The organism is Streptomyces kryoterrae, from assembly GCF_054072135.1.
Window position 1 is genome coordinate 6,037,937 of sequence record NZ_CM133358.1, and the last position, 24,038, is coordinate 6,061,974.

Below are 24,038 nucleotides of genomic sequence, written 5' to 3' on the forward strand. Positions count from 1 at the left end.
CCGCCGTACAGTACGCGCGTCGGTCCGCCACCGTGCGGCCCGGCGTCGCACGGGCCGCGGGCATGTCCTGAAGCAGCGGGTGCCCGCCGGAGCGTGGGTCAGACACTCAGACCGGCAAGGGATTCGGAGTCGTCGATGAAGGCGCGGGCCACGTCGGCCAGGCGCAGGTTGTGGGAGCGGGCGTAACCGCGCAGCGCGCTGAACGCCTGCTCCATGTCGACGCCCTGGCGTTCGGCGAGTTTCCCCTTGGCCTGTTCGATCAGTACCCGGCTGTCCAACGCCGTCTGCAACTGTTCGTTGAGCATCGTGCTGCGGTGGGCGGTGCGGTGTTGCAGGAGGCTGATGGTGGCGACGTCGGCCAGGGCCTGGGCGATGAGTGTCGCGGGCGGGTCGAAGGGGCCGGGGGCGGCGCGGAAGAGGTTCAGGGCGCCCACGGTGTTGTCCCGCAGGCGCATGGGCAGGGCCTGGACGGCCCCGAATCCGCTGCGGTGGGCCGCCGTGACGAAGCGCGGCCAGCGGTGGACCTCCCGGGTCAGGTCGTGGACGATCACGGGTGCTCCGGTGCGGTAGCACTCGAGGCAGGGGCCCTCGTCGTTCTGGAGCTGGAAGAGCTCCAGCAGGCGCACCTGTTCGTCGGAGGCGGCCATGACGCGGAGTTTGCCGTCCTGGTCGGCGAGCAGCACCCCGGCGGCGCTCGCGTCGAGCATGCCGACGCAGCGGTCGGTCAGCAGGCGTAGGAAGTCGATGAGGTCGAAGTCGGCGACCAGGTTGTCGGCCAGCTCGACGAAGGTCTTGGCCAGGAGCTGTTGATCCACGGTGGGCACCCTCGATGGAGGCTGGTCCCGGCCCGAACGGGCGGGAAGGAGCGGCACGTTCGCTGGTCGGCCGCCATATGTCGGTTTTCCTCACAGACGTCCTGGTCCGGCTCCGCGGCAGGGCGTCGAGCAGTTCCGGAGTCGTGAGATCTCCGGCTTCCGTGACCGCGCCCGCCGGGCGCCGGCCGTCATCGCCCGTCGCCCGAGAGGACGGGGACCGGCTGGACGGAGCCGCGCGGCGGAACCGCCATGAGTACGGCCGAGGTGCCGGTGATGTCGAGCATGCGGGTCAGTATCGGCTGCGGATGATGCAGTCGCAGGGTCCCGCCGACGGCGGTGGCCTGCTGTGCGGCGAGGAGGAACACGTTGAGTCCGCTGCAGTCGCAGAAGGTGACAAGGTTGAGGTCGATGTCGATGGCGCGGATGCCGTCTCGCAGGCACTGTTCCAGGGACACCTGCAGCAACGACGCGGATGCGAAGTCGATCTCACCGACCAGGGTGATCAGCGCTCGTGTCCTTCGGTCATGGCGGTGGACGGTGAGCTGGGGCTGGGGCATGACGCCTCGGTTCGGAGCCCCTCCGGCAGCGGGTGCGCTGGTGCCGGAGTTCCGGCTTCCTGGGCGCGCTCCCGGCGGGGTGCGTTTTCGGCGGAGGCAGAACAACGGCCGGTCCGACAGCCTGCGCGGCAGGACAGAGGATCCACCCGGTTCCCTCCTGGGATGCGCCGGATGACAGACGAAGAGTCCGCACCCCACAGACATCTGTGTTCAGGAAACAGCATGCCGCCGGGGTCTGGGACGTCTATAGCAGCTTAGCCCTCCCGTCGGTCGCTGGACAGGCCGTAGGCGGCCGGGTTGGGACGAACAAGCGCTCGCCCGGGCACGATCCGGGAGGTTCCCGGCACCTGCCGACGCATGCGAACCGCCCATGCGCGGCCAGTCGTTGGCCGCTGGCCCCCTGTGGCCTCCTGGCCGCAGGTGTCTCCGACAGCTGCCACGGCCCCGTCAGGTCTCATCCGGCCACGGGCGTCCGGAATCCCATGGTGTTGGTCTCGTCCAACCCCGGTCTACGCTGCGAGCCGGGTCCTCGCCCCGCCGCCGACCACGGTGAGCGGCTGGAGCCGCATCGCCGACAACGCGGCTCCAGCCGTTCGTCCTCCCCAGCCCGTGTTCGAGCCCGGGATGAACTCCCGCGCACCCCGGGACGGGTGGTGAGGACGGTCAGTGCGAGGCGGCGACGTGAGGGGGAGTCCGCGCCGCCCTCGTACCTCTCGGGGGCATCCGTTAAATCAGGTCGGGCGCCGGGCCGTTGAGGAGCTCGGGGAGCTCGGGGAGACAGTCCCCTGCGCCGTCGGACCGCCTGCCTCGTACCGCCCAGTGTGCTCCTGTTCGGCCCGTCGAAGCACACCTTGCAGACAGCCGGCGAAAACTCCCCAAGTCCAGCCGCCCGACGACGCCTTCACACAGCCCGAGGCGGAAGGCGGGGATGCTCCGGCGGCCCGACGACCCCTCCGGGAACACGAAAAGGGCGGAGCCCGAAAGCCCCGCCCACAACACCCCGAAGCCCCGGCTCAGGGCCAGACAAGGCAGTACGGCTGATGCCCTGCCTCATGCAGCCGATGGCTGAAGTCCTGCCACTCGTGCGGCATTCATGGGAATGGGAGCGGTGTTGCGCTGATGTGGGGAATCACGTCAGGGAGGATGTTCGCCAATCGTCCATTTCAAGTGAGGTGCTCGGGCAGGACAAGACGCAGGGCGGCGCCCTTGAGAGTGGGGTGCTCGGATTGGAAAACCACCACTTCCGTTTCGACGGACGGTGTCGCAAAGGCCCGTAGAAACCGTCGGGCTCGATGTAGGCCCTCGCCACGGCCCTCCCCCCGAGTCGTCCAGCCGGGCAGGAAGATCCGCCGGCCTCCTTGGGCTGCGGCAGGCAGACCTGGTCCACTGTCCTGCACCTCGACCAGCACCTCCGGGCTCACCAATTTCGCCGAGACCTGGATCATGCCGCCCCCGACCGTCAGTGCCTCGGCGGCATTGTCCAGAACCTCGTACAACACGGCCCGAAGCACCGCCTCGGGCATGTCCACACGCAGGTTCGGCGGGCAGCGTACGTCCAATCTGATCTCCGAGTACTGGTCCTCGCACTGCTTCTCTAACGTGCGCAGCAATGGCGCCACCTCCGTGCCCGACCCGGGGCCCACGCCTGCCAGGGCCTCGGGATTCTGGGTATCCAGCTCGCTCTCGGCGGCGGCGGCAAGTACGGCCAGCTCGCCGCTGTCCGCGCCGTGGGTCTCGGCGTCGGCATAGTGGCCGTGAGCGGGCACGGTGGCGAAGCGATTGCGGTGCCAAGGCGTCCACAGCCAGGCGGTGTGTACCTCACCGGCGTCGACCGGGTCGGTTCGAAGCTCGCCATGCTTGTATTCGCGTCGTTCCAGCAGAACTGTCAGCTGTTGTTCGGCGCCCGGACGCAGCGTGCGCATGACTCCGTTCAGCGGCAGGGCCAAGTCCTTCGTGCCGTCCGTGGCCGACACGAGCAGTTCGCGCGACACCAGAGCGTCGAGGCCCGCTAGGACTGCCTCCCTGGCGCTGTGGTGGCCCGAGCAGGCTTCGGCCTGGTCACCGACGTCCTCCCGGCTGACGTGACCGTCGACGAGGTCGCAGACCGACAGAGCTGCCCACCAGGCGGCCTCCAGGGTGGGTCCGTCGCAGCGCGCCACCAGTTCCTCGCGCAGCGCGCGTACGAGTGCCTCGTCCCCCTGCCAACCGCCGGTCGCCACATCCCACAGTTCGGCGGGCGCGGCCGCCGAACTGTTTTCGGCGTACTCCAGCATCACCCGCAGCAGCGCCGGATCCATGCCGGTGCAGTTCTCCATGGCCTGCACGGTTGCGAGGCCGCCGCCCAGCGAGAGGTGTGTGATCCAGCGCAGGGTGCGCCAGGCAGTGGCCGGTTCGGTGCCGAGGACGCCAGCCAGAGCCGCGGCGCTGTCCCCGGCCAGCGCCGTGACCGGCCACTGCCGGCCGAGGATGCGGAGGACGGCTGCCCCACGGTCGTCGGGCAGCACGACGAGCTGGAGCAGATCGCGCAGCGACAGCACGGCGGTGGCTCGGCGGTCGGTGTAGGCAGCGGGCTCCAGACTCGGGCTGACGGCGACGTGCGGTGCCTGTCCGTCAGTCAGTTCGGGAACGATGGTTGTGTCGGGCCCGCCGACGTACAGATCGATCCGACCTGTGGGGTGCAGCGGGGACAGCGCCTCGTCGCGGAACAGCCCGTCGAAGAAGGCCAGATGGAACGGGCTGTTCTCGACCTTCTGGGCCACCGCCACACCACTGGGTGCGCCGAGGAAATGACTGAGGGCGTCTGCGAACGCCTCGGCCGCCCCCGCGGAGGGGTCCTTGGACAGCCGGTCGTAGGCGGTCAGCAACGTGATGCCCTGGTGGTCGGCCGCCTCCCAGGCGGCGAACTCGGGCGGGCGCGGCTTCGACGGGTCCAGGTGGTAGCCGAGGATCTGCTGTGCTGACCACTCCTCGTTCCACCGCGGCAGCGGGGGGATGCTCTCCGGGATCGGCGCGCCGATCGGCTCACGGTTCAACAGGGATCGGGCGGCGACGAGTTCACCGGCGGTGAGCAGGGCCCTGACCCGCTGGACGGTGTGGTCGCCGCCACGCGCGGTGGTGGCCTGCTGATCCAGGCGTCTCTCCAGGTCCTGGATGATGGGTGCAATCCGTGCGTCCAGCTCTGCGCTCGCGGCGTCCAGAGCGGCCCCTGCCACGGAGGTCCGGGACCGGGCCAGGGCGCTCACCACGCCGTCGTCCGGTGGGGCGAAGCCCACTCCGGCGGCCTCGGCGCGTTGTTCCAGTTTCGTCACCCGTTGCCGCACCGCCTCCCCGGCAGCGATCCTGGCGGCCTCCAACTTCCGGGTCAGGGAATTCGTCTCATGGTCGCTCAGATCCGGGCAGTCCGAGAGCGCGTACTCGACGGGGTCGAACTCGCCCCGCTCCAGCAGTTCCTCGCAGACCGCCCGCGGCGGCCTGCCGCCGACGCAGGCGAGTACGGCACGGGCGAGCGTGGTGCCGCCCCCTCCGGCGTCGTCCGAGCTCGGCTGACGCACCAGTGCGACCAGGACGTCCGGGAACCGGAACCGGCCCGGCCAGCTCTCCAGCAGTTCGCGCGCGATCCCGTCCACATACCGGCTCACGCCGGGCTCGGCGCCCACCTCGCTCATGCGTCTTCCCTCCCTGCTTTCGGGAGCGCGGACAACGCCTCCAGCAGTGCCTTGGCCGGACGGCGAGCCGGCTCGCCCAGTGCCTCCGCCTCGGCGAGGAGGTGGTGCCAGTCACGGTCCAGGTGGTGGGCGAACTCCCGCTGGAACGGGTTGAGCACGGGAAGCAGGGCAGGGACGTTCGTGCCGCCGCCGTCCTGTGCTGCGAGCGTGCGGGCCTCGGTGAGCAGATCGGCGACCTTGCGTGCGTACACCATGTGGTGGCGCCATTCGATCTTCCGCAGCTTGAGTTTCCCTGCCATCTTGTCCATCTGGGTGCGGACTTCCTGCTCGTTGCGCGGCAGGGCGGCCACGTTGTTGGCGCGCGGGCCGGCGGCCGCGTCATGGAGTGCCATCTCCCGGACCTCGGCCAGCATCCCTTCCGGCTGGAAGAGCGCCCGGTGCAGCTTCTCGCCGTCCTGGAAGTTGAACCGGTGCTTGGCCAGTTCGAATTCGTCCAGGTCGGTGGTCAGCCGGAGCCACCGTTCGCGGAATTCCGCCGACCGTTCGTGGTGCGCGGCCCACTCGATGACGTCCTGCAGCGGCAGTGGAGCCTGGAGGCCGGCGAAACAGGTGCTCGCGGCGCTGGCGAGACGCAGCCAAGCCGCAGGCAGTCCGCGGCCGAGTCCGTCAGGCTCGGCCAGCGCCTCGCACACGTCCCTGCCGACGCTCCCACCGTGCAGCAGCATCTCGGCGACGGCTCCGGCCAGCGCGACCGTACGGTGTTCTGGCGGAGCTTCGCTTAGTTCGATCGCGCTGGCGTAGAGCGGGTAGCCGAGCGGGCCGAGCTCCAGCGGCACGGCAACGGCGGCTAGGTCCCTGGTCGCTCTTCCGGCACTGCTGAGCAGCGGAGCCAGAACGTACGCCTCCATGAAAGCGCCGCGTTCCCAGGCGTCGTTCAGGAGCCAGCGTTCCCACTCCTGTTGATCGGCGACCCCGTCCGTGGTGCCGAGCAACAGGGCGGCGGACTCGCGGCGGAGCACATCGGCGGAATCGCCGGAGTCCCGCCGGCCAGCGAGCACCATCCATGGGTCGTCGCGTATGGGGGCCGACGCGACGGTGGGCAGCGGGGGCAGGTAAGCCGGCAGTTCCCTGGCGCTGCCGTACCAGTCCGGAATGCCCAGCGCGCCGGCGAAGCTCGCGACGAACACGGTGCCGACGATGTGCAGGCCCAGTTCGGCGGGGGCGGGGCCGCGTACCGGGTTCATGGCCCTGTTGCCCAGTGGGCGGTGGCTGCCCACTACCGCCTCGTGATCGCTGAGCACCGCCCGCGCCCGCGCCTCGCTGGTGCGCAGCGTACGTTCGCCGCCAAGCCGTTGGAGGAGCGCGGCGTACGTCCGGTCCGTGCGCCGGGCGTCGGCGAGGGGCGGATGCTGGAGATGCACCACGGCCCCCCTGTCCCGCAGCTCGGTGAGCTGCCGGGCGAGCTGCTCCCCGCAGGCTTCGGGCTCGGCCCTGTCGTCGGTGAGGGCGAGCCGGTCGACGGCGCCGATGATCAGGTGCTGCACCAGGTCGACGTACCTGCCGTCCCAGACGGTCCGTACCACCGGATCACCCGTGTAGACCTCGTTGACGGCGGCCCCGAGGCCCTGCAGCAGTCGGCCCCAGCCCGCCGCCCACCGGGTGTGGTGGGCGACGGCGTCGTCGTTCCAGTCCTCGGCCAGTTCCGGCGGGTCGAACCTGCGCCGCCAGACATCCGGACCGATGGCGTCCACGGAATGCTCGCGCCGCCCGAAGTCGGCGGGAGCCAAGGCGATGCGCCGGGCCGTCTCCCAGTACGGGTAGACGCGACGGGTCCAGCTCAGCAGGTCCGCCACACACTCGGGCGGGGTGTCCGTGCCGGCGGCGGGCTCGACGAGCACACCGCAGCCGCTGTCACCGGACAGGACGCTGCGCGATCCGACGTACGCGGACCGGTCGTCGCAGATGACCAGGGAGGCCGCACAGCTGCTGCTGCGCGTCTCCACCAGGACGTTCTCCGGGAAGCGCGAGTGGAGGTCCAACAGGGCGGTGGCGACGCGCGGTTCCAGCTTCGCCGACTGGTGGTCACCCCAGAGGAAGACCAGGTTGACGCCCCGTTTCACGGCGAGTTCCAGGTCCGGCAAAACCCGGTGCAGGGCGTCGTACCTGATGTGCGGCAGTGCCAGGACCAGCTGGTGCTCGGCCCGCTCGATCAGGTCCGACACCAACCAATCCACATCTGCCTTGGCGGACACGCTGCGGGCCGAGCAGCGGGCCCGGCGGGCCTCCGCGAGCTCCTCCAGCACCTGGTTGGCCCGGGTGCGCAACGCATCGTGCCGGGACGGCACCTGATCGTCGGGGACGGTGGCCAGTCCTTCGGCCAGCTCCTCCAGTTCCAGCATCAGGGAGCGCAGGCTGTCGAATCGGATCACCTCCGGCGCCTGACGTGTCGTCAACTGGCGGACGAACCTGCTGTCCGGCCGGGTGTGCACCAGATGCGTGATGCGGGACTGGAAGAGTTCGAGGGCCCGTCTGCCCCAGCCGACCGGGAGTTCGATGGGGACCGCGGCGACCGTGCCGGTGCCGGGATCCCGTTTCACCACGGTCTCCACCGTGGTCCAGCGCACCGCCTCCGGGGGGCTGAGCACGGGGTTGGCGAAGGACACCTTCTGTACTCGCCGGCGGACACCACGTGTGCGGCGGTCCTGGTCGACGGCCTGCCGCACCGCGCGAAGCAGCTCCGCCTGTGGCAGGTCGTCCTCCGAGAAGCCCCTGGCGAGCGGCATGTCGAGAGCCCCGTGGGGTATCCGTTTGGCTCCCTTTTCGTACGGCAGGATCGTCGCGGTCACCGGGTCGAAGAGGAACTTGCGCTGTTGAACGGTGGCGGCCAGCGTCCGGGAACCGGCCTCCTCGCCGAGGACCGCTTCGGCCGCCTGGGTCCTCTCCAGCACGTTGGTGGAGAAGTCGACGGCGAGGAAGCCCCGGCCCCACAGACCGTGCACCACATCCAGCACCAACCGGTGCGGCAGCGAGAACAGATCGCCCAGCTCCCCGACCGTGTTGCGACCGCCGGCCACGGCCGCCAGCACGAGTTCCTCCAGGGTCGAGGCCCCGGACTCCGCGCCGAGCTCCACCCGGAGGGTGATCACGCGGCAGGGCAGGGCGATCAGCGTCGTCTCGGTCACAGGACCTCCCCCAGCTCACTCTCCGCCGCCGCCAGGTCGGCCGGCCCGGTCTCCCACGGTTCGGCCCTGCCGTTCGTGATCTCCCCGGTCTCCGCATCGACGATCCGTCCCTCGTCGCGGAAGACCCGGATGACCGTCTGCCAGTCCGGTCCGCCGTGCCGCTCGTAATGGGTCAGGTTCCCGACGACGACGAGCAGTCGCCGGGCCCGGGACAGCATCACGTTCATCAGCTCGGGCTCGGAGGTGTGCCCGATGTTGTGCCGGGATTCGGTGCCGCGATCGCCACTGCGGACGAGGGAGACGATGACTGTTTTGGCCTGGCTGCCCTGGGACGAGTGAACGGTGCGCACCCGGCCCTCGAGGAAGTCCTTGTTCAGCTTCTCCTTCTGGTGGCGGTACGGCGTCAGAACGCTCAGCTCCTTGGGATCCGTCCCGTGCTCCAGGCCCAGTTCGCACACCAAGTCCCTGACCAGTTTCACCTCGCCGGGGTTCCACCAGAAGCCGCGATCGCCGCAGCCGGTGCTGCGGGAGGTGTCGAGCCACACCAAGGGGGCGTGCTTCAGGTACGCCGGCTTCGTCACGCCGTGGACCTGGTCGATCTCCGGATCGGGCTGAAGGAAGGTCGCGGTATGCGGGTCCGTCGGCAGCCCCACGTGGCCTTCGGAGTTCTCGGTCGGCGCGGCTGGATAGAACGCCGTCGCGAACGGCAGTGCGATGGTGGGGTGCATGCGGAACTGGGTGTCAAGAACGTTGACGGGGAGTGCGGCGGTGGCGGGTTGGCCGGGGACGTGTCCCTCGAAGAAGCGGCGGAACATCTGCACGAAGTTCAGGTAGAGGTCCCGGTTGCCGTAGTGGAGTTTGATCCGCTCGTGCTGGTGCGAGGCGAGGCTGTCCAGGAACGTTTCGATGTCCCGGGCCCGATGCGGCCCGAGTTGCAGGTAGTCGCCGACCAGGGTCCAGCGCACCCCGAGGATGAGGGGCATGACGACCTCGGTGGGCCACGCCTTGGCGGCCTCTTCGATGATCACCCAGTCGAACATGTCGGAGGGGTCGCGGACCTCGTCGGTGAGTGTGCCCGCGATCGAGCACGTAGCCAGCACGATGTCGGCACCGGACTTGATGCGTTCGGCCAGCTCCACCATGTCGGCCTGTGCGACCTGGGACCACCGCGTCATGAGGTCCCGCTCGTCGTCGTCGCGCGCCTCCGCACACCCCTGGGCGACCTGCGTCTCGACGTGTTTGACCAGGTCCTCCGCGATGGGGTCGGCGGTCAGCCGTTGCAGGTCGGCCGGCAGGTCGGACCGCTCCTTGCTCCGGGACAGTTCCCTGAGCACCAGGATCGAGCGTTTCTCGATCTTCGGCCCCAGTTCCTCGACGATCTTCTGGGCGAGTTCGTCGAGGGCGTCGTTCGACTGGGCGCTGACCAGCACTCGTGCCCCCTGCTCGGCGGCCAGGAAGTCCCGGAGGGCTCGGGAGATCACCGTGCTCTTGCCGGTGCCCGGCGGCCCCTGGAGCGCGTAGAAGGGGTGCAGCCGCAGCATGTCGGCGATGATCTCGGGTGCTCTGCCGCGCAGTTCGTACGAGTCGGACTCGGCCGGGGTCGCGACGCCGCGCAGCGCGATGGACGAGGGTTTGCGCAGGATGCGGGCGAGGCCGCGTTTGCGGCCGAGGGAATCCAGGCCACGGGCCTCACGGCGGAGTTGGACCTCGGTGCCGCGGTCCGAGTCCGGTCGCAGCCAGCCCCGTTCCGGCAGATCCCGCAGGCCGGACGGATCCTGGACAACGACGGAATCGGCGTCCAGGCGCCGGTCGATCCGGACCGTGAGTGTGTTGCGCGCGCTGAAGTACGGGTCCGCCGGACGGCTGCCGCTGTCCCTCCCGGCGTTCCGGTCCTCCACGACGGACAGCTTGGCCCACCGGTTCTCGGCCAGGAGCTGCTGAGCGAAGTCGCCGAGGTGGGCTCTGCGGCGGTACCGGGGGTCGGCGTAGGCCGTCAGCAACGGGTCGCCGTGCAGCCAGGGGCGGTCGCGCTCCTTGTCGTGGACGAGGACGATCGCGCCGCCGTCGCCCTCCTCCTTGACGTACGGGTATTGGCGGGCCCTGAGGGCGACGCCCTGGTACTCCAGGAAGAACGCGAAGGCCAGCAGCATGTCCTGGACCTCGTCGTCCCCGTTCGTCACGGACCGTTCGACGGTCACGGCCTCGGCCAGATCGGTCCACGACGGCCGGCCCTTGCGTTCCTCGGCCAGTGACTGGCCCTTGCGGAACGGCACCAGGTCGAACCTGCCGATGCGCCGCCGGGGCCACACCGCCAGTAGGTCGGAGGCGAACCGCTTGTCCACGAGGTACTTGATGACCAGGGTGTCCGTGTGGGTGCCCCGGCGTCGGCCCATGAGGTCCTCGTCGTAGAGGTAGGCGCAGAACCAGACGGCCTGGGCGCCGATGAGCGCCCACTTCGCCTCGGCGAGCGACTTGGCGTCTCCTTCGACGAATCCCTTGGCGCCACGTGGGCAGTGGATCAGTTCGGCCGTGCCGAGCTCGTCCGCGAGGAAGGCTCGGAGCTCCTCCTGGCCCTCCGGGGTGTCGGGAGGGTGGTCGGTCCAGCCCCGGCTGTCGTGGATGGTGGAGACGGATTTTTCGGGCATGAAGGCCAACAGTCGGGGCGTGGTGACCTCGGCCTCGGGCTCCAGGGCGCCGGAGATGGCCGTCCAGCTGCGTTGCATGTCCGACGCCGCCTCGAAGGCGGAACAGCGGCCCGTCGGGGACGGGTCGAGCATGGCGAGCAGGGTGTCGCGCAGCCGACGGGGCACTCGCGTGTCGACGTTCAGCTCGCGGCGCATCGCGGTGTGCAGGCTGGCCAGCGCCTCGGGCAGTTCGCCGGGTCCGGCCTCGTCGACCGTCGCACACTCTTCGGGCAGCCGCTCGGTCAGTGAGTCCATGAACAGTTCCCAGCCCAGCACGCCCAGTCCGAACACATCGGTGCTGCCGTGGTCGAGACGGCGCAGTTGGGCGCCGCCCAGGACCGAGGCGTAGGTCTCCGGTGCGAGATACGCCAGGTGTTGTGCCCGGCTGATCCCGGGGGGCGGGGAGTGGTATAGCGCCCGCATGGCCTCCTCGTGCTTCCGCCTGGCGTCTGGGCCGTTGACCGAGTGCAGCAGATTGTTCAGCATGGCGCTCAGTTCGAAGCGCGCCAGGGAGAGGGTCGCCTGGGTCGGTTTCTTCTCCACCTTGGTGAGGCGGATAGCGCTCAGGGTGAGGTTGCGGTGCACGATCCGGGTGCCGTGCAGTTGGCTGAGGGCGTCCACCAGGAGGCTGAACTGCTCGAACGCGACCACGGGGTAGGTGGTGGCCCACTCCCTTACCGTCGGCCAGCCCTCCTCCGCCAGCGGAGTGCCGATCTTGGCGGTCATGATGAACGCCACCCGATGCGACTTGTCGAACCTGCCGTCCTCGATCTGCGGCAGCGCCGGATGCCCGAGCATCCGCAGGCGCAGCAGGTTGCGCACCTCGTGCTCCCACAGCTCGCCCACCACGTCGTTGACGGAGAGGAAGAGCGAGACTTCGCGGTCGCCGAGCAGGTCGTGGCTCAGGACGAACCGCACCAGTCGCCCGCTGATCGTGTGTTCGACCTTGCCAATGAGCTTGTACGGGGCGCTGTCGGGAGCGTATGGGGCGTGTTCGCGGATGAACAGCGCCTCCACCAGGTCCTCGACTTCCTCCGGGCTCAACTCGTCATCCATCCGCTTCCTCCGTCCGGCCGCCGCCGGCCCCAGCCCCAACAGATCCGATTCCGAGTACGACGACTCCGTCATGGGTGGCGACCGCCAACCGTCCGCCGTCCAGCGCCACCAGCCCACGGCACCGCAGGCCGAGGCGGATCCGGTGCGTCACCTGCCAGGATCCGGGCGCCCCCGGCCGCCACAGCGCGACTTCGCCGTCAAGGTCGACGCTCGCCCACAGCCCCTCGTACGCGTCCCCCAGCAAGCGGGTCCAGCCCTGCACGCGGCGTAGGTGGGCGCCCTTGACGGCCTGTGGCGCCGGAGCGTCCGTGGTGTCGTCTCCGGCCTCTCCCCCTGGGGAGAGGAGGCCGGCGAGCGCCTCGTGCGTGAGTTCCTCGCCGTCCTTCGCCCCCAGAACCCGTTCGTCGGTGCCGGCGGGGCCGCTGAGTACCAGGACCTCCCGGCCGTCCGGCAGGACCTGTCGCCGCACGGTGTCGGGTCCGGCCAACCGCGTCGCATGTGCGGGGGCGCCGGCCGCCTTGGGCGCGGCGGCCCAGAAGTGCATGCGCGGGTCACGTACGGCCGCGGACACGACGGCATGGCCACCCTTCGGTCCGCCGAGGACCACGAGTGCCCTGGTGCGGGTCGGCCCTCCGGTGCACAACGTCCTCCCGGGACTGTCGTGCGGGTCGAGGACCCGTAGGGTGCCGGCGCTGTCGCCGAGCACCGCGACCTCGCCGCCGTCGGGGACCGGCAGAGCGGTGAGTACCGGATCACGGCCGTCCTCCGCGCCGGACTGCGCTTCGCCGACCAGTAGGATCCGGACCTCCGCACCCTCCCGTGGGGTCGGGCACCAGAACCGTACGGGGCCCTCCTCGGCGGCGGTGACCAGCCGGATGACCCCTTCGGTGTCCGTGATGGCGGTGAGCGAGGTCAGCACCTGCCGGGTGGGCACCTGGGTCAACAGTGACGGAGCGTCGTCGGAGACGTCCCATAGCGCCAGTTCACCAGTCTGGTACGCCGCCGCCAGCCACTGCCTTTCACCGGTGCCGGTGACCGGTGCCAGACCCACCACGTCACCGGATGTCAGGGCGGTTGCGATCCTTGGCAGCCGATCGTCCGCATTGAGGAGCGACAGGTGACCGGCCTCCCCGGCGAGGGCTAACCTTCCGGTGCCGTCGGGCAGAGCCACCATGTGCCGGACGACCTGGGGGAATGCTGTGGTCACCGGCGCAGGACGCTCGCTGTCCGTGTCCCACAGCTGGACCGTACGGTCGTCGTGGGCGGCGGCCAGCAGGCCGGGCCCGTCGCAGCCGGCCGCCGAGCCGAGGGAGGCCAGGGCGCTCACCGGAAGCTCGCAGCCACGCAGTAGCAGGGCAGGACGGTGGGAGCGCCACGGTTCCCACACCAGCACCGTCCCGTCGATCGCGCCCGACACAAGCCATTGCGCCGACGGGTGCGCAGCTAGCGCGGAGACGGCCCCGTCGGCGCCGCCGAGCTGCAGATGCGGTGGCGCCGTGCGCAGCCGTCCCCAGCACACCTCCCAGGCGGCCCCGGGGCCTGCGGGGTGCCACTGCCCTGTGGCGCGTAGTGCGCCGAGCTGACGCAGCCCAGGCCGATCGCCGGGCGAGGACTCTTTGATCAGGTGCGCGGAGGTGACGGTGCCCAGCACTTCGATTGGCAGGTCGCCGGGTGTCACCCCGCCCTCCCGGCGGCCGGGTGCGAGAGCCAGAGTGGACAGCGAGGTCGGTGGCAGCTGGTCCAGAACGGCGGGTCGCCCGGCCAGTTCCGTCCAGCCCCGGGCGCCGCAGTCGGCCGCGTACTGGGCGAGCCGGGACCGGAGATGGGGGCTGAGCCGCTGTCCGGCGGCTGCCTGGTCCTCCGCCAGCTGCAGCAGGGCGGTGAGCATGCCCAGCCGCTGTTCGAGGGTGCTGGAGGCCTGGAGCTGTTCGGCGTAGGTGCGGTGGGCCAGCCGGTACACGCTGCGCCGGTCCTCACCGTCGAGCAGGACGTATGCCGCCGCCCGGCTGAGGAACAGGGACATCTTCTGGTCGCCCAGGGGTACGTCGGAGCTGGTGATGCCGGCCGCCGCGTGGGCCCAGATGCCGTCAGCACGGGGCAGGCCACGGCCCTGGGCGAAAGCGAGGGCCCGCAGGAACAACTCGGCCGTCGGCAATTCCTCGGTGATGCGTGCTACAGCCGAGCCGAAGAGTCCTGTCCGGTCACGGGCGAGCAGGTTCTCCAGGGCGGTGCGGGACTCGGTGTCGGGCTTCAGTACGTCGGGGCGCTGCTCGATCTCCCGGACCATCAGGGCGGTCTGCAGGAACTGCCAGGAGCCGTCCCGCACGTGGTCGTCGACGGCGCCCCGCACGATGAGGACGACGGTCTCCTGCCACGGGGGGGCGCCCGCCGGGTGCTCCCGCAGGACGCGCCGTACGTGCCTTTCCGCGTACCGGGCGGCGGCGTCCGGATCGGGCGCGAGGTCCCGTACCCGGGCGCGCCCGGTGGTGGAGCCCAGGACGGCCGGCAGCTCGCCGTGGGCACCGGACCCTCCGCTGCGGCCGTACGGTGAACTTCGCGTGCCGATGAGCAGACCGACACCGGGTATGTCGGTCAGGTCCCGTAACAGACAGGCGACCTGGACCGGATCCTGGGCCTCGTCGAGGGCGTCGGCGATGATCAGCGTCCGGGCCGACGCAGCAGCAGCGAGAGCAGTGAGGCGACGGCGCAGAAGGTCCAACGGGTGCTCGGTCGGGTCGGTCTCGTCGTTCGGCGGTCCAGAAGTCGTCGGCTGCAATGTGCCAAGGGACTCGGCGAGTTGGTGTACGACATCGGTCGGGGTGCTGCCGGTGAGGCGCAGCACCGCGCCGATCCGCGCCTCTCCGGGGCCGTGGCCCGCCCCAATGCGCAACCTGCGCAGAGCCTCGCCGAGCAGTGCGGACTTCCCGGTGCCGGGCGGCCCCGTGACCACGAGCACGGGCGGTGTGTCCACGGTGGAGCACCAGTCGGCGACGGCGTCGAGGTCCCCGGATCTGCCGGTGAACTCCGGGACGAGTTCGAGGAATCCGCTTGACGTCGCGGCCGGTGGTGGCGCGCACGGCGGGGCCGTCTCTTCGAACTCGTGCTGGAGCCGCATCTGTTCGGCGACCGTGACGGCCCCGGAGAGGGGCACGCGGTCGTGCAGCCTCAGCTTCAGTTCGAGTGATGTCTCGTCACCGACGAGTTCCGCATAGCAGCCGGGGCCCTTGAGGTGGACCTGGAGGTCGCGAAGGGTGAACACCTCGTCGAGGGAGGTCTGTTTGCGGACGTACTTCTCCAAGTGGGCGCGGAATGCCCCCAGATACGCCTGGGCCCCCCCTTTGCCCGTGGAGACCAGCAACAGGGAACACGCTTTGGGCTGTGTGTCGGTGAGCTTCACGTACAACTTGCTGGCGAACTCAGTCCCGTTACAGGCCTCGATCAGGACGATCGCCCAATGACCCTCGTCGGTGGCGCGGAACCGCTGTTCGGCGAGGATGTAGTGCGCGAGCATGTCGGGTGTCACCCGCGCGTTGTCCCTCCGCTTTTTCGAGCCGGGCACGAGCAGCGAGGGCCCCGCGGCGCCGGGAGTGCCATGGCCGAACCAGAGAAGGGCCGAGGGGCGGTCGGCACGGTCGTCGTGTTCTCCGGCCCAGCGCGCCAGTTGCTCGTCGACTTCCTTCAGGGACTTCAGAGTCCCTGGACTGTCGTCCTTCTCCTCGGAGGGGTCCCTGTAAGCGAAGAGCGGCGCGGCGGCCTGCCCGCCGAACTGCTCGAGCACGGCTGTGGTCAGGTGCGCCTCGGCCGCGGTGTCCACCGTCTCGTCGTAACCGACAACGGGTCCCACAGGGACGACGTACACGTCGAACGCGTCCGCGATCTCTGATTCGTCGTACGGCGCCGCGGTGTTCGGACTGGCGTCGTACGCCTGGCCGTCCGGGGTGCCCACGGACCGGTGGTACGTGGCTACAGCCCCTTGCGACGGTGGTATCAGCTCCGCCACCATCGCGTCAGCCGTGCTGCTCGGCCGCCAGGACGGGCACGAGCCGTCGTATCGGTTCGGCCCCGCCCAGTACTTCAACCTCGTAGAGCCCGGCCCGGTTGGCAGGGCAGGTCGTGGTCCAAGTGCCCGGTGTGTCGGGCACCTCTTTCAGCGCAAGGTGGTGGACCACGTCGAGCCCGCTGACCTCGCGGACCACGCACTGAAGGTCGGCGCCAGGCTCGACGCCTTCCACCTCGATGTCGAACGGCACGTGGGGGTCGGCCCATTCGGGCGTGTTCAGTCCGAACTCTCCTGCTCCGAGCATGTCGCCCAGTTCGTCGCTGTGACGGAGTCCGCGCAGCAGGCCGCAGGCCAGGTCGATGACGCTCTCGCTGCGGACGAGGGCGCTGTGTTCCTGGTAGACGTGGACGGGCCGGGCGGCGGAGCCCGGCAGGTGCGCGGCAAACTGGTAGACGGTGCCGTCGCCCTTGCGGTCCTCGTGCCGGGGTCTTCCCGCGGCGTCCAGGAGCACCCGTCCCTCATGACGCTGGAACATGTACCGCTGCGCGAAGGCCGCACCGGCGTCCAGGCGGTAGCTCTGCCAGGTCCTCTGTCCCATGCCGACGACCATGACGTGGTCGAGCAGGGGAGTGTCGCGCCGACTCGACCGCCAGTCCACGGTGGCTTGCGCCAGATCGCGCCGACCGCCCAGCGCCACGATGTCGTCGACATTCGGAACCCGCATGTCGGCGCCTTCCGAGCAGGCGCGATAGCCGGGCAGCAAGTCGTAGAGTCCCGGCATGCTGGGGGTCACCTCGCGCAGCACGTCGGGCGGCAATAGGAGCGGGGCGCCCCTGCCCGAGTTGAGCATCACGGAGGCCTTTACCGAACCCCCGAAGGGAGTGCCGACAGTCATCACCGTGCGGACGTCGCCGCGCAGATCGCCGCGGTACAGAACCTCGCGGGCGAGTAGTCCTCCCATCGAGTGGGCGACGAACACCAGCTGCGCCGGACCGGCTTCGGGGTGTTCGGAGAGGTGACGGCGGTGGGCGTCATGGTTGCGCCAGAAGGCGAGGTGACGACGAGCCTCGCGTGCGAGCAGGGCACCGTTGTGCTCGACGGACAACCGCCAGTCGTAAGGGAAAGCGAGGACCGCCGCCCGGTTCAGGGCGGCGTGCTTCAGCCGGGAGATCAGGGTGTTGTACGGCTGGGCGACGCCGAGTCCTGGCATCCAGTCTGCGAAGTTGAGGACACCAGTCGCCTCGACACGGCCGGTCTGTCCGGCACGCTCGGCGTCTGTGACGGTGAGATCACGTAAGCGCCGGGCATGGGCGCGGGCCGAGTATTGAAAGAGACGTCCTACCCCCCACAGCGGCGTGTCGTTCTCTACGTCTCTCAGCGCGCTGCCCATGATGCCGGGCACGACCACCACGGCGTCGTGGAGCAGCCGTTCAGGCGTACGTTGCCTGCTCATACTTTCATTCCCCCCGAGCCTCACCGACCGCTGTTGTGCTCATCCCGTTCAGTATCAATAAGGGCCAGGACGGTAGCACGGCAGGCCTCGATGCAAACTGGTTTCGACAGGAAAATGCCCCAATGGGTGATGGGTTCTCCTGACCGTCGGCCTACCGGGAGTCCCGCGGAGTTCCACTTGGCTTGCGCAGGAAGGTAACTGGGCCAGTCGTTGGTATGCGGCTGGCCGATTCTGGCAAGCGGACAGCCGAGGGTCCGTCGAGGCCCGACCCGGCCCCATGCCGTCCCCACCGGGACGAAGCAGACGTTCCTGGACCCGGAAACCGGATGGGCGCGGACACCATCCACTCCGACGACGGCATCATCAGGTTCCCGCCGAAACCGGCGTGCCCTCAGTGTGCCCTGACTGTCCTCCGGCCTTCACCGGCGCATGACAAGGGCGGAGCCCGAAAGCCCCGCCCACAACACCCCGAAGCCCCGGCTCAGGGCCAGACAAGGCAGTACGGCTGATGCCCTGCCTCATGCAACCTGTGGCTGAAGTCCTGCCACTCGTGCAGCAGTTGGTACACGTTGTACGCGTCTCGCGGTCCCCCGCGATCCGGCACCGTGGACCAGATGAACGCCGCCGCGCCCACCGCCTCCTCGCCTATGCCCCGCAGGGGGTCGACGACCGTCATCGGGAGTTTCACGACCGCGTAGTCGGGGTGCAGGACGACGAGTTCCAGCGGGGGCACCTTGTTGAGGGGGACTCCCTCGATGCCCGTGAGGACCATCGCGGCCATCGTCTCCGGCTTGATCTTGGTGAACATGCCGTTCATGCCGAGTTCGTCGCCGCCGAGTTCCTCGGGGCGCATCGAGATCGGGACGCGGGCTGCCGTGGCGCCGTCCGGCGCGCCGAAGTATTTGTACGTCACCCCCACCCGACCACCATTCCGACCGCCGTTCCCGCTCGCCGCCCGGAGTCGGTCGACCCTCCGGTCGATGCTCTCGGGCACACCGTTCGATCCCGTGCCCAGCCCGGGAACCGTGCTCTGGCCAGGAACCATGCCCTGTCCCGCACCCGTCCCCTGACCGGGCCCCATTCCCTGGGCCTGTGCCTGCCGTGCCGCTTCTGCCGCTGCCGCTTCCTCCAAGTCGCGTCGGTGCCTTCCCCGCCGGGCACGTCGAGGACCCAGGTCGTCAGTCCCCTCGCCCAGTCCGCCACCGCGATGCATATCTCCACCCGACTGCTGTTCTAGGACGCGCGAGCCCCGTCGCGCAACCCGATCATCGTGTCAGTGACCTCCCCCACGTCCGCCCGCCGAAACGTGCGTTGAAACACCTGTCCGCAGGATCTTCGCAGCCTCTGAACACCATCGTCTGCCCATCGTCCATATGTACGGGCCGATGAGCTGCGTGTCTCTGTGTCCGTGTGTGTGTCCGGTCCCAGTTTCGCAGACGGGCGGAGCCGACGCCCCCTGTCCGGCCGCCTACTCTGAGGGGGTCACTGGCAACCGGAGTCCGAGAAGTCGGAGAAGTCGCAGGTCATGAGCGAAACGTCTAGCGGGGCAGCCAGCGGAATGGCGAGTGGGTTGCCCTATTCATACGAAGCGCCCGTCTCGCAGGGCCTCTTCGACCGTGCGACGGCCGTCACACCCGGCGGCGTCAACTCGCCGGTGCGCGCCTTCCGCGCCGTGGGCGGTACACCCCGGTTCATGGTGTCGGGGCGTGGCCCGTATCTCACCGACGCCGACGGGCGCGAGTACGTCGACCTGGTCTGCTCCTGGGGCCCGATGATCCTCGGGCATTCCCGCCCGGAGGTCATCGCCGCCGTGCAGGACGCCGTCTCGCGCGGTACCTCCTTCGGTACGCCGGGGGAGGGCGAGGTCGCTCTCGCCGAGGAGATGGTCGCCCGTATCGACCCCCTCGAACAGGTGCGGCTCGTGTCCAGCGGGACCGAGGCCACCATGTCCGCGATCCGGCTGGCCCGTGGGTTCACCCGGCGCGCCAAGGTGATCAAGTTCGCCGGGTGTTACCACGGTCACGTCGACTCGCTCCTCGCCGCCGCCGGGTCCGGTGTCGCCACGTTCGCGCTGCCCGACACCCCCGGCGTCACCGGCGCCCAGGCCGGCGACACGATCGTCCTCCCCTACAACGACCTCGACGCCGTGCACGCCGCCTTCGCCGCGCACCCCGGCGAGATCGCGTGCCTGATCACCGAGGCCTCCCCGGGCAACATGGGCGTCGTACCGCCGCTGCCCGGCTTCAACCAGGGGCTCAAGGACGCGTGTGCGGCCAATGGCGCGCTGTACGTGTCCGACGAGGTCATGACCGGGTTCCGGACCAGCCGCAGCGGTTGGTACGGGATCGACGGCGTGCGGCCCGATCTCATGACCTTCGGGAAGGTCATGGGCGGTGGGTTCCCCGCCGCCGCCTTCGGGGGACGCGCCGACGTCATGGCCCACCTCGCTCCCGCCGGGCCCGTCTACCAGGCCGGCACCCTCTCCGGTAACCCCATTGCCACCGCCGCCGGGCTCGCCCAGCTGCGGCTGCTCGACGAGGCCGCGTACGTCACCGTCGACGCGGTCTCCGCGCAGCTCCAGGGGCTCGTCGGCGAGGCGCTGAGCAAGGAGGGCGTGGCGCACACCGTGCAGAACGCCTCCAACATGTTCTCCGTCTTCTTCACGGACCGGCCGGTACGTGACTACGAGGACGCCAAGACGCAGGAGTCGTTCCGCTTCACCGCGTTCTTCCAGTCCATGCTGGCGAACGGCGTCTATCTCCCGCCCTCGTCCTTCGAGTCCTGGTTCGTCTCCACGGCGCACGACGAGCGGGCCATCCAGAGAATCGCCGACGCCCTTCCGGCGGCGGCCCGTGCGGCGGCGGAGGCCACGGCAGCATGAGCGAGATCAGCAACGACGTCAGCAACGGGACGAACAGCGACTTCACCGTCGTCCACCTCATGCGGCACGGTGAAGTCGCCAACCCCGAAGGGGTGTTGTACGGGCGGCTGGAGGGCTACCACCTCTCCGAGCTGGGCCGGCGGATGGCCGACCGGGTCGCCGAGCACCTCGCCCCGCGTGACGTGACGTATGTCTGCGCCTCCCCGCTGGAGCGGGCGCAGGAGACCGCGACCCCCATCGCCAAGGCGCACGGGCTCGATCTGGCCTCCGACGTACGGCTCCTGGAGGCCGAGAACGTCTTCCAGGGGAAGACCTTCGGCGTCGGGGACGGGGCCCTGAAGCGGCCGGAGAACTGGAAGCACCTGGTCAACCCGTTCAAGCCGTCCTGGGGGGAGCCGTACGTCGATCAGGTCGTACGGATGATGGGGGCGCTGGACGCCGCGAAGGACGCCGCCCGTGGGCACGAGGCCGTGCTCGTCAGTCATCAGCTGCCGATCTGGATCGTGCGCAGCTATGTGGAGCGGCGCCGGCTCTGGCACGACCCGCGCAAGCGGCAGTGCACGCTCGCCTCCCTCACCACCTTCACCTACCGCGGCGACAAGATCGTGTCGGTCGGTTACACCGAGCCCGCCCGTGACCTGGTCCCGGCCCATCTCCTCGCCGGCGCCAAGCCGGTGAAGGGGAAGGACAAGGCCTTCGGGGCCTGATCAACCAACACTTCGTAAACCTTCGCGCTTTGAGTGATTAGTGACACGTTTGTTGCAATTGTTCCGAAGCGGGTGACAATACGGGGAACCTCCCCGTTCGTCGTGCCCTCTGACTGGGTGAGCCAGCAGTGAGTACGACGAATGGGGATCCCATGCACGGCAAGAACGGTGACGGCGTCGGTGGACTCGGCCGACGGGGTGCGCTCGGCCTCGGCCTCGGTGCCGCCGCCGCTCTCGGCACGGCCGGCTGCGGAACCGTACTGGGAGAGGGGTCGAGCGGCACCGGAGGTTCCACCGGCGACCGGCCTTCCGGCAGGCCGTCCCCCCATGGCCACACCGCCCCCACCGCCAGGCCCATCGGTGACGGCTCCACCTCGTTCACCGGCAAGCAGCCCCACCAGCCCGGCAGGCCCGTGCCGTTGGAGGCGGGCCAGACCCCGCCGCAGTTCGTGATCTTCTCCTGGGACGGCGCGGGGGAGGTCGGCAACGGACTCTTCCCGCGCTTCCTGGACCTCGCGAAGACGCACGGCGCGCACATGACCTTCTTCCTCTCCGGGCTCTACCTCCTCCCCGAGTCGCAGAAGCGCAAGTACCTCCCGCCGAACAACGCCCCCGGCGCCTCCGACATCGGCTACCTCACCGACGACCACGTCAGGGCGACCCTCACCAACGTCCGGCAGGCCTGGCTCGACGGGCACGAGATAGGCACCCACTTCAACGGCCACTTCTGCTCCGGCCACGGCACGGTCGCCAACTGGACGCCCCAGCAGTGGCGCAGCGAGATACAGCAGGCCAAGGGCTTCGTGAAGGAGTGGCGCACCAACACCGGGTGGACCGACCTGCCCGCGCTCCCCTTCGACTACGACAAGGAGCTCATCGGCGGCCGTACGCCCTGTCTCCTCGGCCAGAACAACCTGCTGCCCACCGCCCGCGCCCTCGGCTGGCGCTACGACGCCTCCTCGCCCGGCGGCCGGCAGGTGTGGCCCACGAAGAACGGCGGCGTCTGGGACCTCCCCCTCCAGGCGATACCTTTCCCCGGCCACCAGTTCGAGGTCCTGTCGATGGACTACAACATCCTCGCCAACCAGTCGATCAACTCGACCAACGCGCCCGCCCACAACTACCCCGCCTGGCGCGAGCAGGCCGCCGGCTCCTACATCGCCGGTTTCCGGCGGGCGTACGAGACGAACCGCGCCCCCTTCTTCGTCGGCAACCACTTCGAGCACTGGAACGGCGGCATCTACATGGACGCCGTCGAGGACGCCCTCAAGCACATCGCGCGGGAGAAGGAGAAGGGCGAGGACGTCCGGCTCGTCTCCTTCCGGCAGTTCGTCGACTGGCTGGACGTACAGAAGCCCGAGGTGCTGGAGAAGCTGCGGACCCTCGACGTCGGGCAGCAGCCGGTGGGCGGCTGGAAGGGCTTCCTGGCCGCCCCGCCGAAGACCCCTTCCGGAACCTCGACGGGGACCGCGCCCGGGACCACGTCCGGCACTTCCGCTACCGGCGCCTGAGGGACCGCAAAGGCCGCCTGAAATGCGGTTTTGTACCCGCAAGGGGGGTGCGCAAGATCCTCGGAACGGACATGCGAAACTTTTCACATGAGTGCCGCCAGCCGCGTCTCCCTCTCCCCGAACCGTCCCCGTGGTCGTGTCCGTAGCCGCCGGGCCGCCCTGTTCACCGCCGCGGTCGCCGCCTCCGCGCTGGCCCTGACCGCGTGCACCTCCGGCGGTACGTCCGGGGGCTCCGGCGACACCAACTTCGTCACCGGCGACGGCGGCATCGCCACGGTGGCCCAGGCCAAGCGGATCGCCGCCCCCGACCTCTCCGGGCCGACCATCGACGGCAAGCAGCTCGACGTCGCCGACTACAAGGGCAAGATCGTCGTCATCAACATCTGGGGTTCGTGGTGCGGACCCTGCCGCCTGGAGGCGAAGAACTTCGTCGCGGTCTCCGCCGACCTCAAGGACCAGGGCGTCCAGTTCGTCGGCATCAACACCCGCGACACCGAGACCCGTCCGGCGGTCGCCTTCGAGAAGCAGTACGGCGTCACGTACCCGAGTCTGTACGACCCCACGGGCAAGCTGATGCTCCGCTTCAAGAAGGGCACGCTCAACCCGAAGGCGATCCCCTCCACGATCGTCCTCGACCGGGAGGGGAAGATCGCCGCCCGCGCGCTCCTGGCGCTCAGCGAGGACAACCTCCGCGAGATGCTCAAGCCCGTCCTCGCGGAGAAGTGACGTGAGCGGAGCGATCACGGACGTGACCGGCGTGCTCACGCTCGCCGCCTCCGTTCCCGAGGCCAACAAGACCGTGCTGAGCGGGGCCCTGATACTGGCCCTGCCGATCGCCCTGCTCGGCGGCCTCGTCTCCTTCTTCTCGCCCTGCGTGCTGCCCCTCGTACCCGGTTATCTGTCGTACGTCACCGGCGTCACCGGCACCGATCTCGGCGAGGCCCGCAGGGGGCGGATGGTCGCCGGGGCCTCGCTCTTCGTCCTCGGGTTCACGGCGGTGTTCGTGTCGACCGGGGCTCTGTTCGGGTACTTCGGGCAGACGCTGCAGGAGCACCAAAGCACCCTGTCCAAGGTGCTCGGCGTCCTCATGATCCTCATGGGCGTCTTCTACATGGGCATGATGCCCTGGCTCACCCAGCGCGAGTTCCGCTTCCACAAGAAGCCCGCCGCCGGACTGGTCGGCGCCCCCCTCCTCGGCGCGCTGTTCGGCATCGGCTGGACGCCCTGCATCGGCCCGACCCTCGCCTCCGTCAACAGCCTCGCCTTCGACCAGGCCAGCGCCGGGCGCGGGGCCGTACTGACGGTCGCCTACTGCATCGGCCTCGGCGTGCCGTTCGTGCTCGCCGCGGTCGCCTTCCGCAAGGCGCTCGGTGCGTTCGGCTGGGTCAAGCGCCACTATGTCTGGGTCATGCGCATCGGCGGCACGATGATGATCCTTACCGGTGTGCTGCTCCTTACCGGCGCGTGGGACCGTCTGGTGCAGGAGATGCAGACCTGGTCCAACGGCTTCACTGTGGGGATCTGACC

At 69.6% G+C, this 24,038-nt stretch carries 13 protein-coding genes; 5 read left to right on the forward strand and 8 right to left on the reverse strand.

Going from position 1 to position 24,038, the window contains the following annotated elements:
- Window positions 1–98 precede the first annotated feature (98 nt).
- The 8 genes from ACW4TU_RS26700 to ACW4TU_RS26735 form a co-directional block, all read right to left on the reverse strand.
- Window positions 99–815 carry an ANTAR domain-containing protein gene (locus tag ACW4TU_RS26700; protein ID WP_457417307.1) on the reverse strand — a complete coding sequence of 239 codons (717 nt, stop codon included), beginning with the start codon at window positions 813–815 and terminating at the stop codon, window positions 99–101.
- A gap of 188 nt (window positions 816–1,003) precedes the next feature.
- Window positions 1,004–1,372 (reverse strand): STAS domain-containing protein, encoded by a 369-nt coding sequence (locus tag ACW4TU_RS26705; protein ID WP_457417308.1) that lies wholly within the window; start codon window positions 1,370–1,372, stop codon window positions 1,004–1,006.
- Window positions 1,373–2,535: 1,163 nt separating this feature from the next.
- Window positions 2,536–5,037, reverse strand: a complete 2,502-nt coding sequence (locus ACW4TU_RS26710; RefSeq protein WP_457417309.1) for an ATP-binding protein — start codon at window positions 5,035–5,037, stop codon at window positions 2,536–2,538.
- Window positions 5,034–8,219 carry a hypothetical protein gene (locus ACW4TU_RS26715; RefSeq protein WP_457417310.1) on the reverse strand — a complete coding sequence of 1,062 codons (3,186 nt, stop codon included), beginning with the start codon at window positions 8,217–8,219 and terminating at the stop codon, window positions 5,034–5,036. The genes ACW4TU_RS26710 and ACW4TU_RS26715 overlap by 4 nt, the downstream gene beginning before the upstream one ends.
- Window positions 8,216–11,959 (reverse strand): AAA domain-containing protein, encoded by a 3,744-nt coding sequence (locus ACW4TU_RS26720; protein ID WP_457417311.1) that lies wholly within the window; start codon window positions 11,957–11,959, stop codon window positions 8,216–8,218. The genes ACW4TU_RS26715 and ACW4TU_RS26720 overlap by 4 nt, the downstream gene beginning before the upstream one ends.
- Window positions 11,952–15,905 (reverse strand): NACHT and WD repeat domain-containing protein, encoded by a 3,954-nt coding sequence (locus ACW4TU_RS26725; protein WP_457417312.1) that lies wholly within the window; start codon window positions 15,903–15,905, stop codon window positions 11,952–11,954. Before ACW4TU_RS26725 ends, ACW4TU_RS26720 begins: the two co-directional genes overlap by 8 nt.
- Before the next feature lie 61 nt (window positions 15,906–15,966).
- On the reverse strand, window positions 15,967–17,412 hold the full coding sequence (locus ACW4TU_RS26730; RefSeq protein WP_457417313.1) for a lipase family alpha/beta hydrolase: 1,446 nt from the start codon (window positions 17,410–17,412) through the stop codon (window positions 15,967–15,969).
- Window positions 17,413–17,893: 481 nt separating this feature from the next.
- Entirely contained in the window at window positions 17,894–18,331 is a 438-nt protein-coding gene (locus ACW4TU_RS26735) for a hypothetical protein (protein ID WP_006381067.1), read from the reverse strand.
- 639 nt (window positions 18,332–18,970) lie between these two features.
- Here ACW4TU_RS26735 and hemL point away from each other — a divergent pair.
- The 5 genes from hemL (at window position 18,971) to ACW4TU_RS26760 (ending at window position 24,036) form a co-directional block, all read left to right on the forward strand.
- On the forward strand, window positions 18,971–20,293 hold the full coding sequence (gene hemL / locus ACW4TU_RS26740; RefSeq protein WP_457430313.1) for a glutamate-1-semialdehyde 2,1-aminomutase: 1,323 nt from the start codon (window positions 18,971–18,973) through the stop codon (window positions 20,291–20,293).
- Window positions 20,290–21,000: a histidine phosphatase family protein gene (locus tag ACW4TU_RS26745; RefSeq protein ID WP_457417314.1), complete on the forward strand. Its 711-nt coding sequence runs from the start codon at window positions 20,290–20,292 to the stop codon at window positions 20,998–21,000. The genes hemL and ACW4TU_RS26745 overlap by 4 nt, the downstream gene beginning before the upstream one ends.
- A 152-nt stretch (window positions 21,001–21,152) precedes the next feature.
- Window positions 21,153–22,511 carry a polysaccharide deacetylase family protein gene (locus tag ACW4TU_RS26750; protein WP_457417315.1) on the forward strand — a complete coding sequence of 453 codons (1,359 nt, stop codon included), beginning with the start codon at window positions 21,153–21,155 and terminating at the stop codon, window positions 22,509–22,511.
- Between the two features lie 87 nt (window positions 22,512–22,598).
- Window positions 22,599–23,237, forward strand: coding sequence for a TlpA family protein disulfide reductase (locus ACW4TU_RS26755; protein ID WP_457417316.1), 639 nt, complete (start codon window positions 22,599–22,601; stop codon window positions 23,235–23,237).
- A 22-nt stretch (window positions 23,238–23,259) separates the two neighbouring features.
- Window positions 23,260–24,036: a cytochrome c biogenesis CcdA family protein gene (locus tag ACW4TU_RS26760; RefSeq protein WP_457430315.1), complete on the forward strand. Its 777-nt coding sequence runs from the start codon at window positions 23,260–23,262 to the stop codon at window positions 24,034–24,036.
- The last annotated feature ends 2 nt before the right edge of the window (window positions 24,037–24,038 follow it).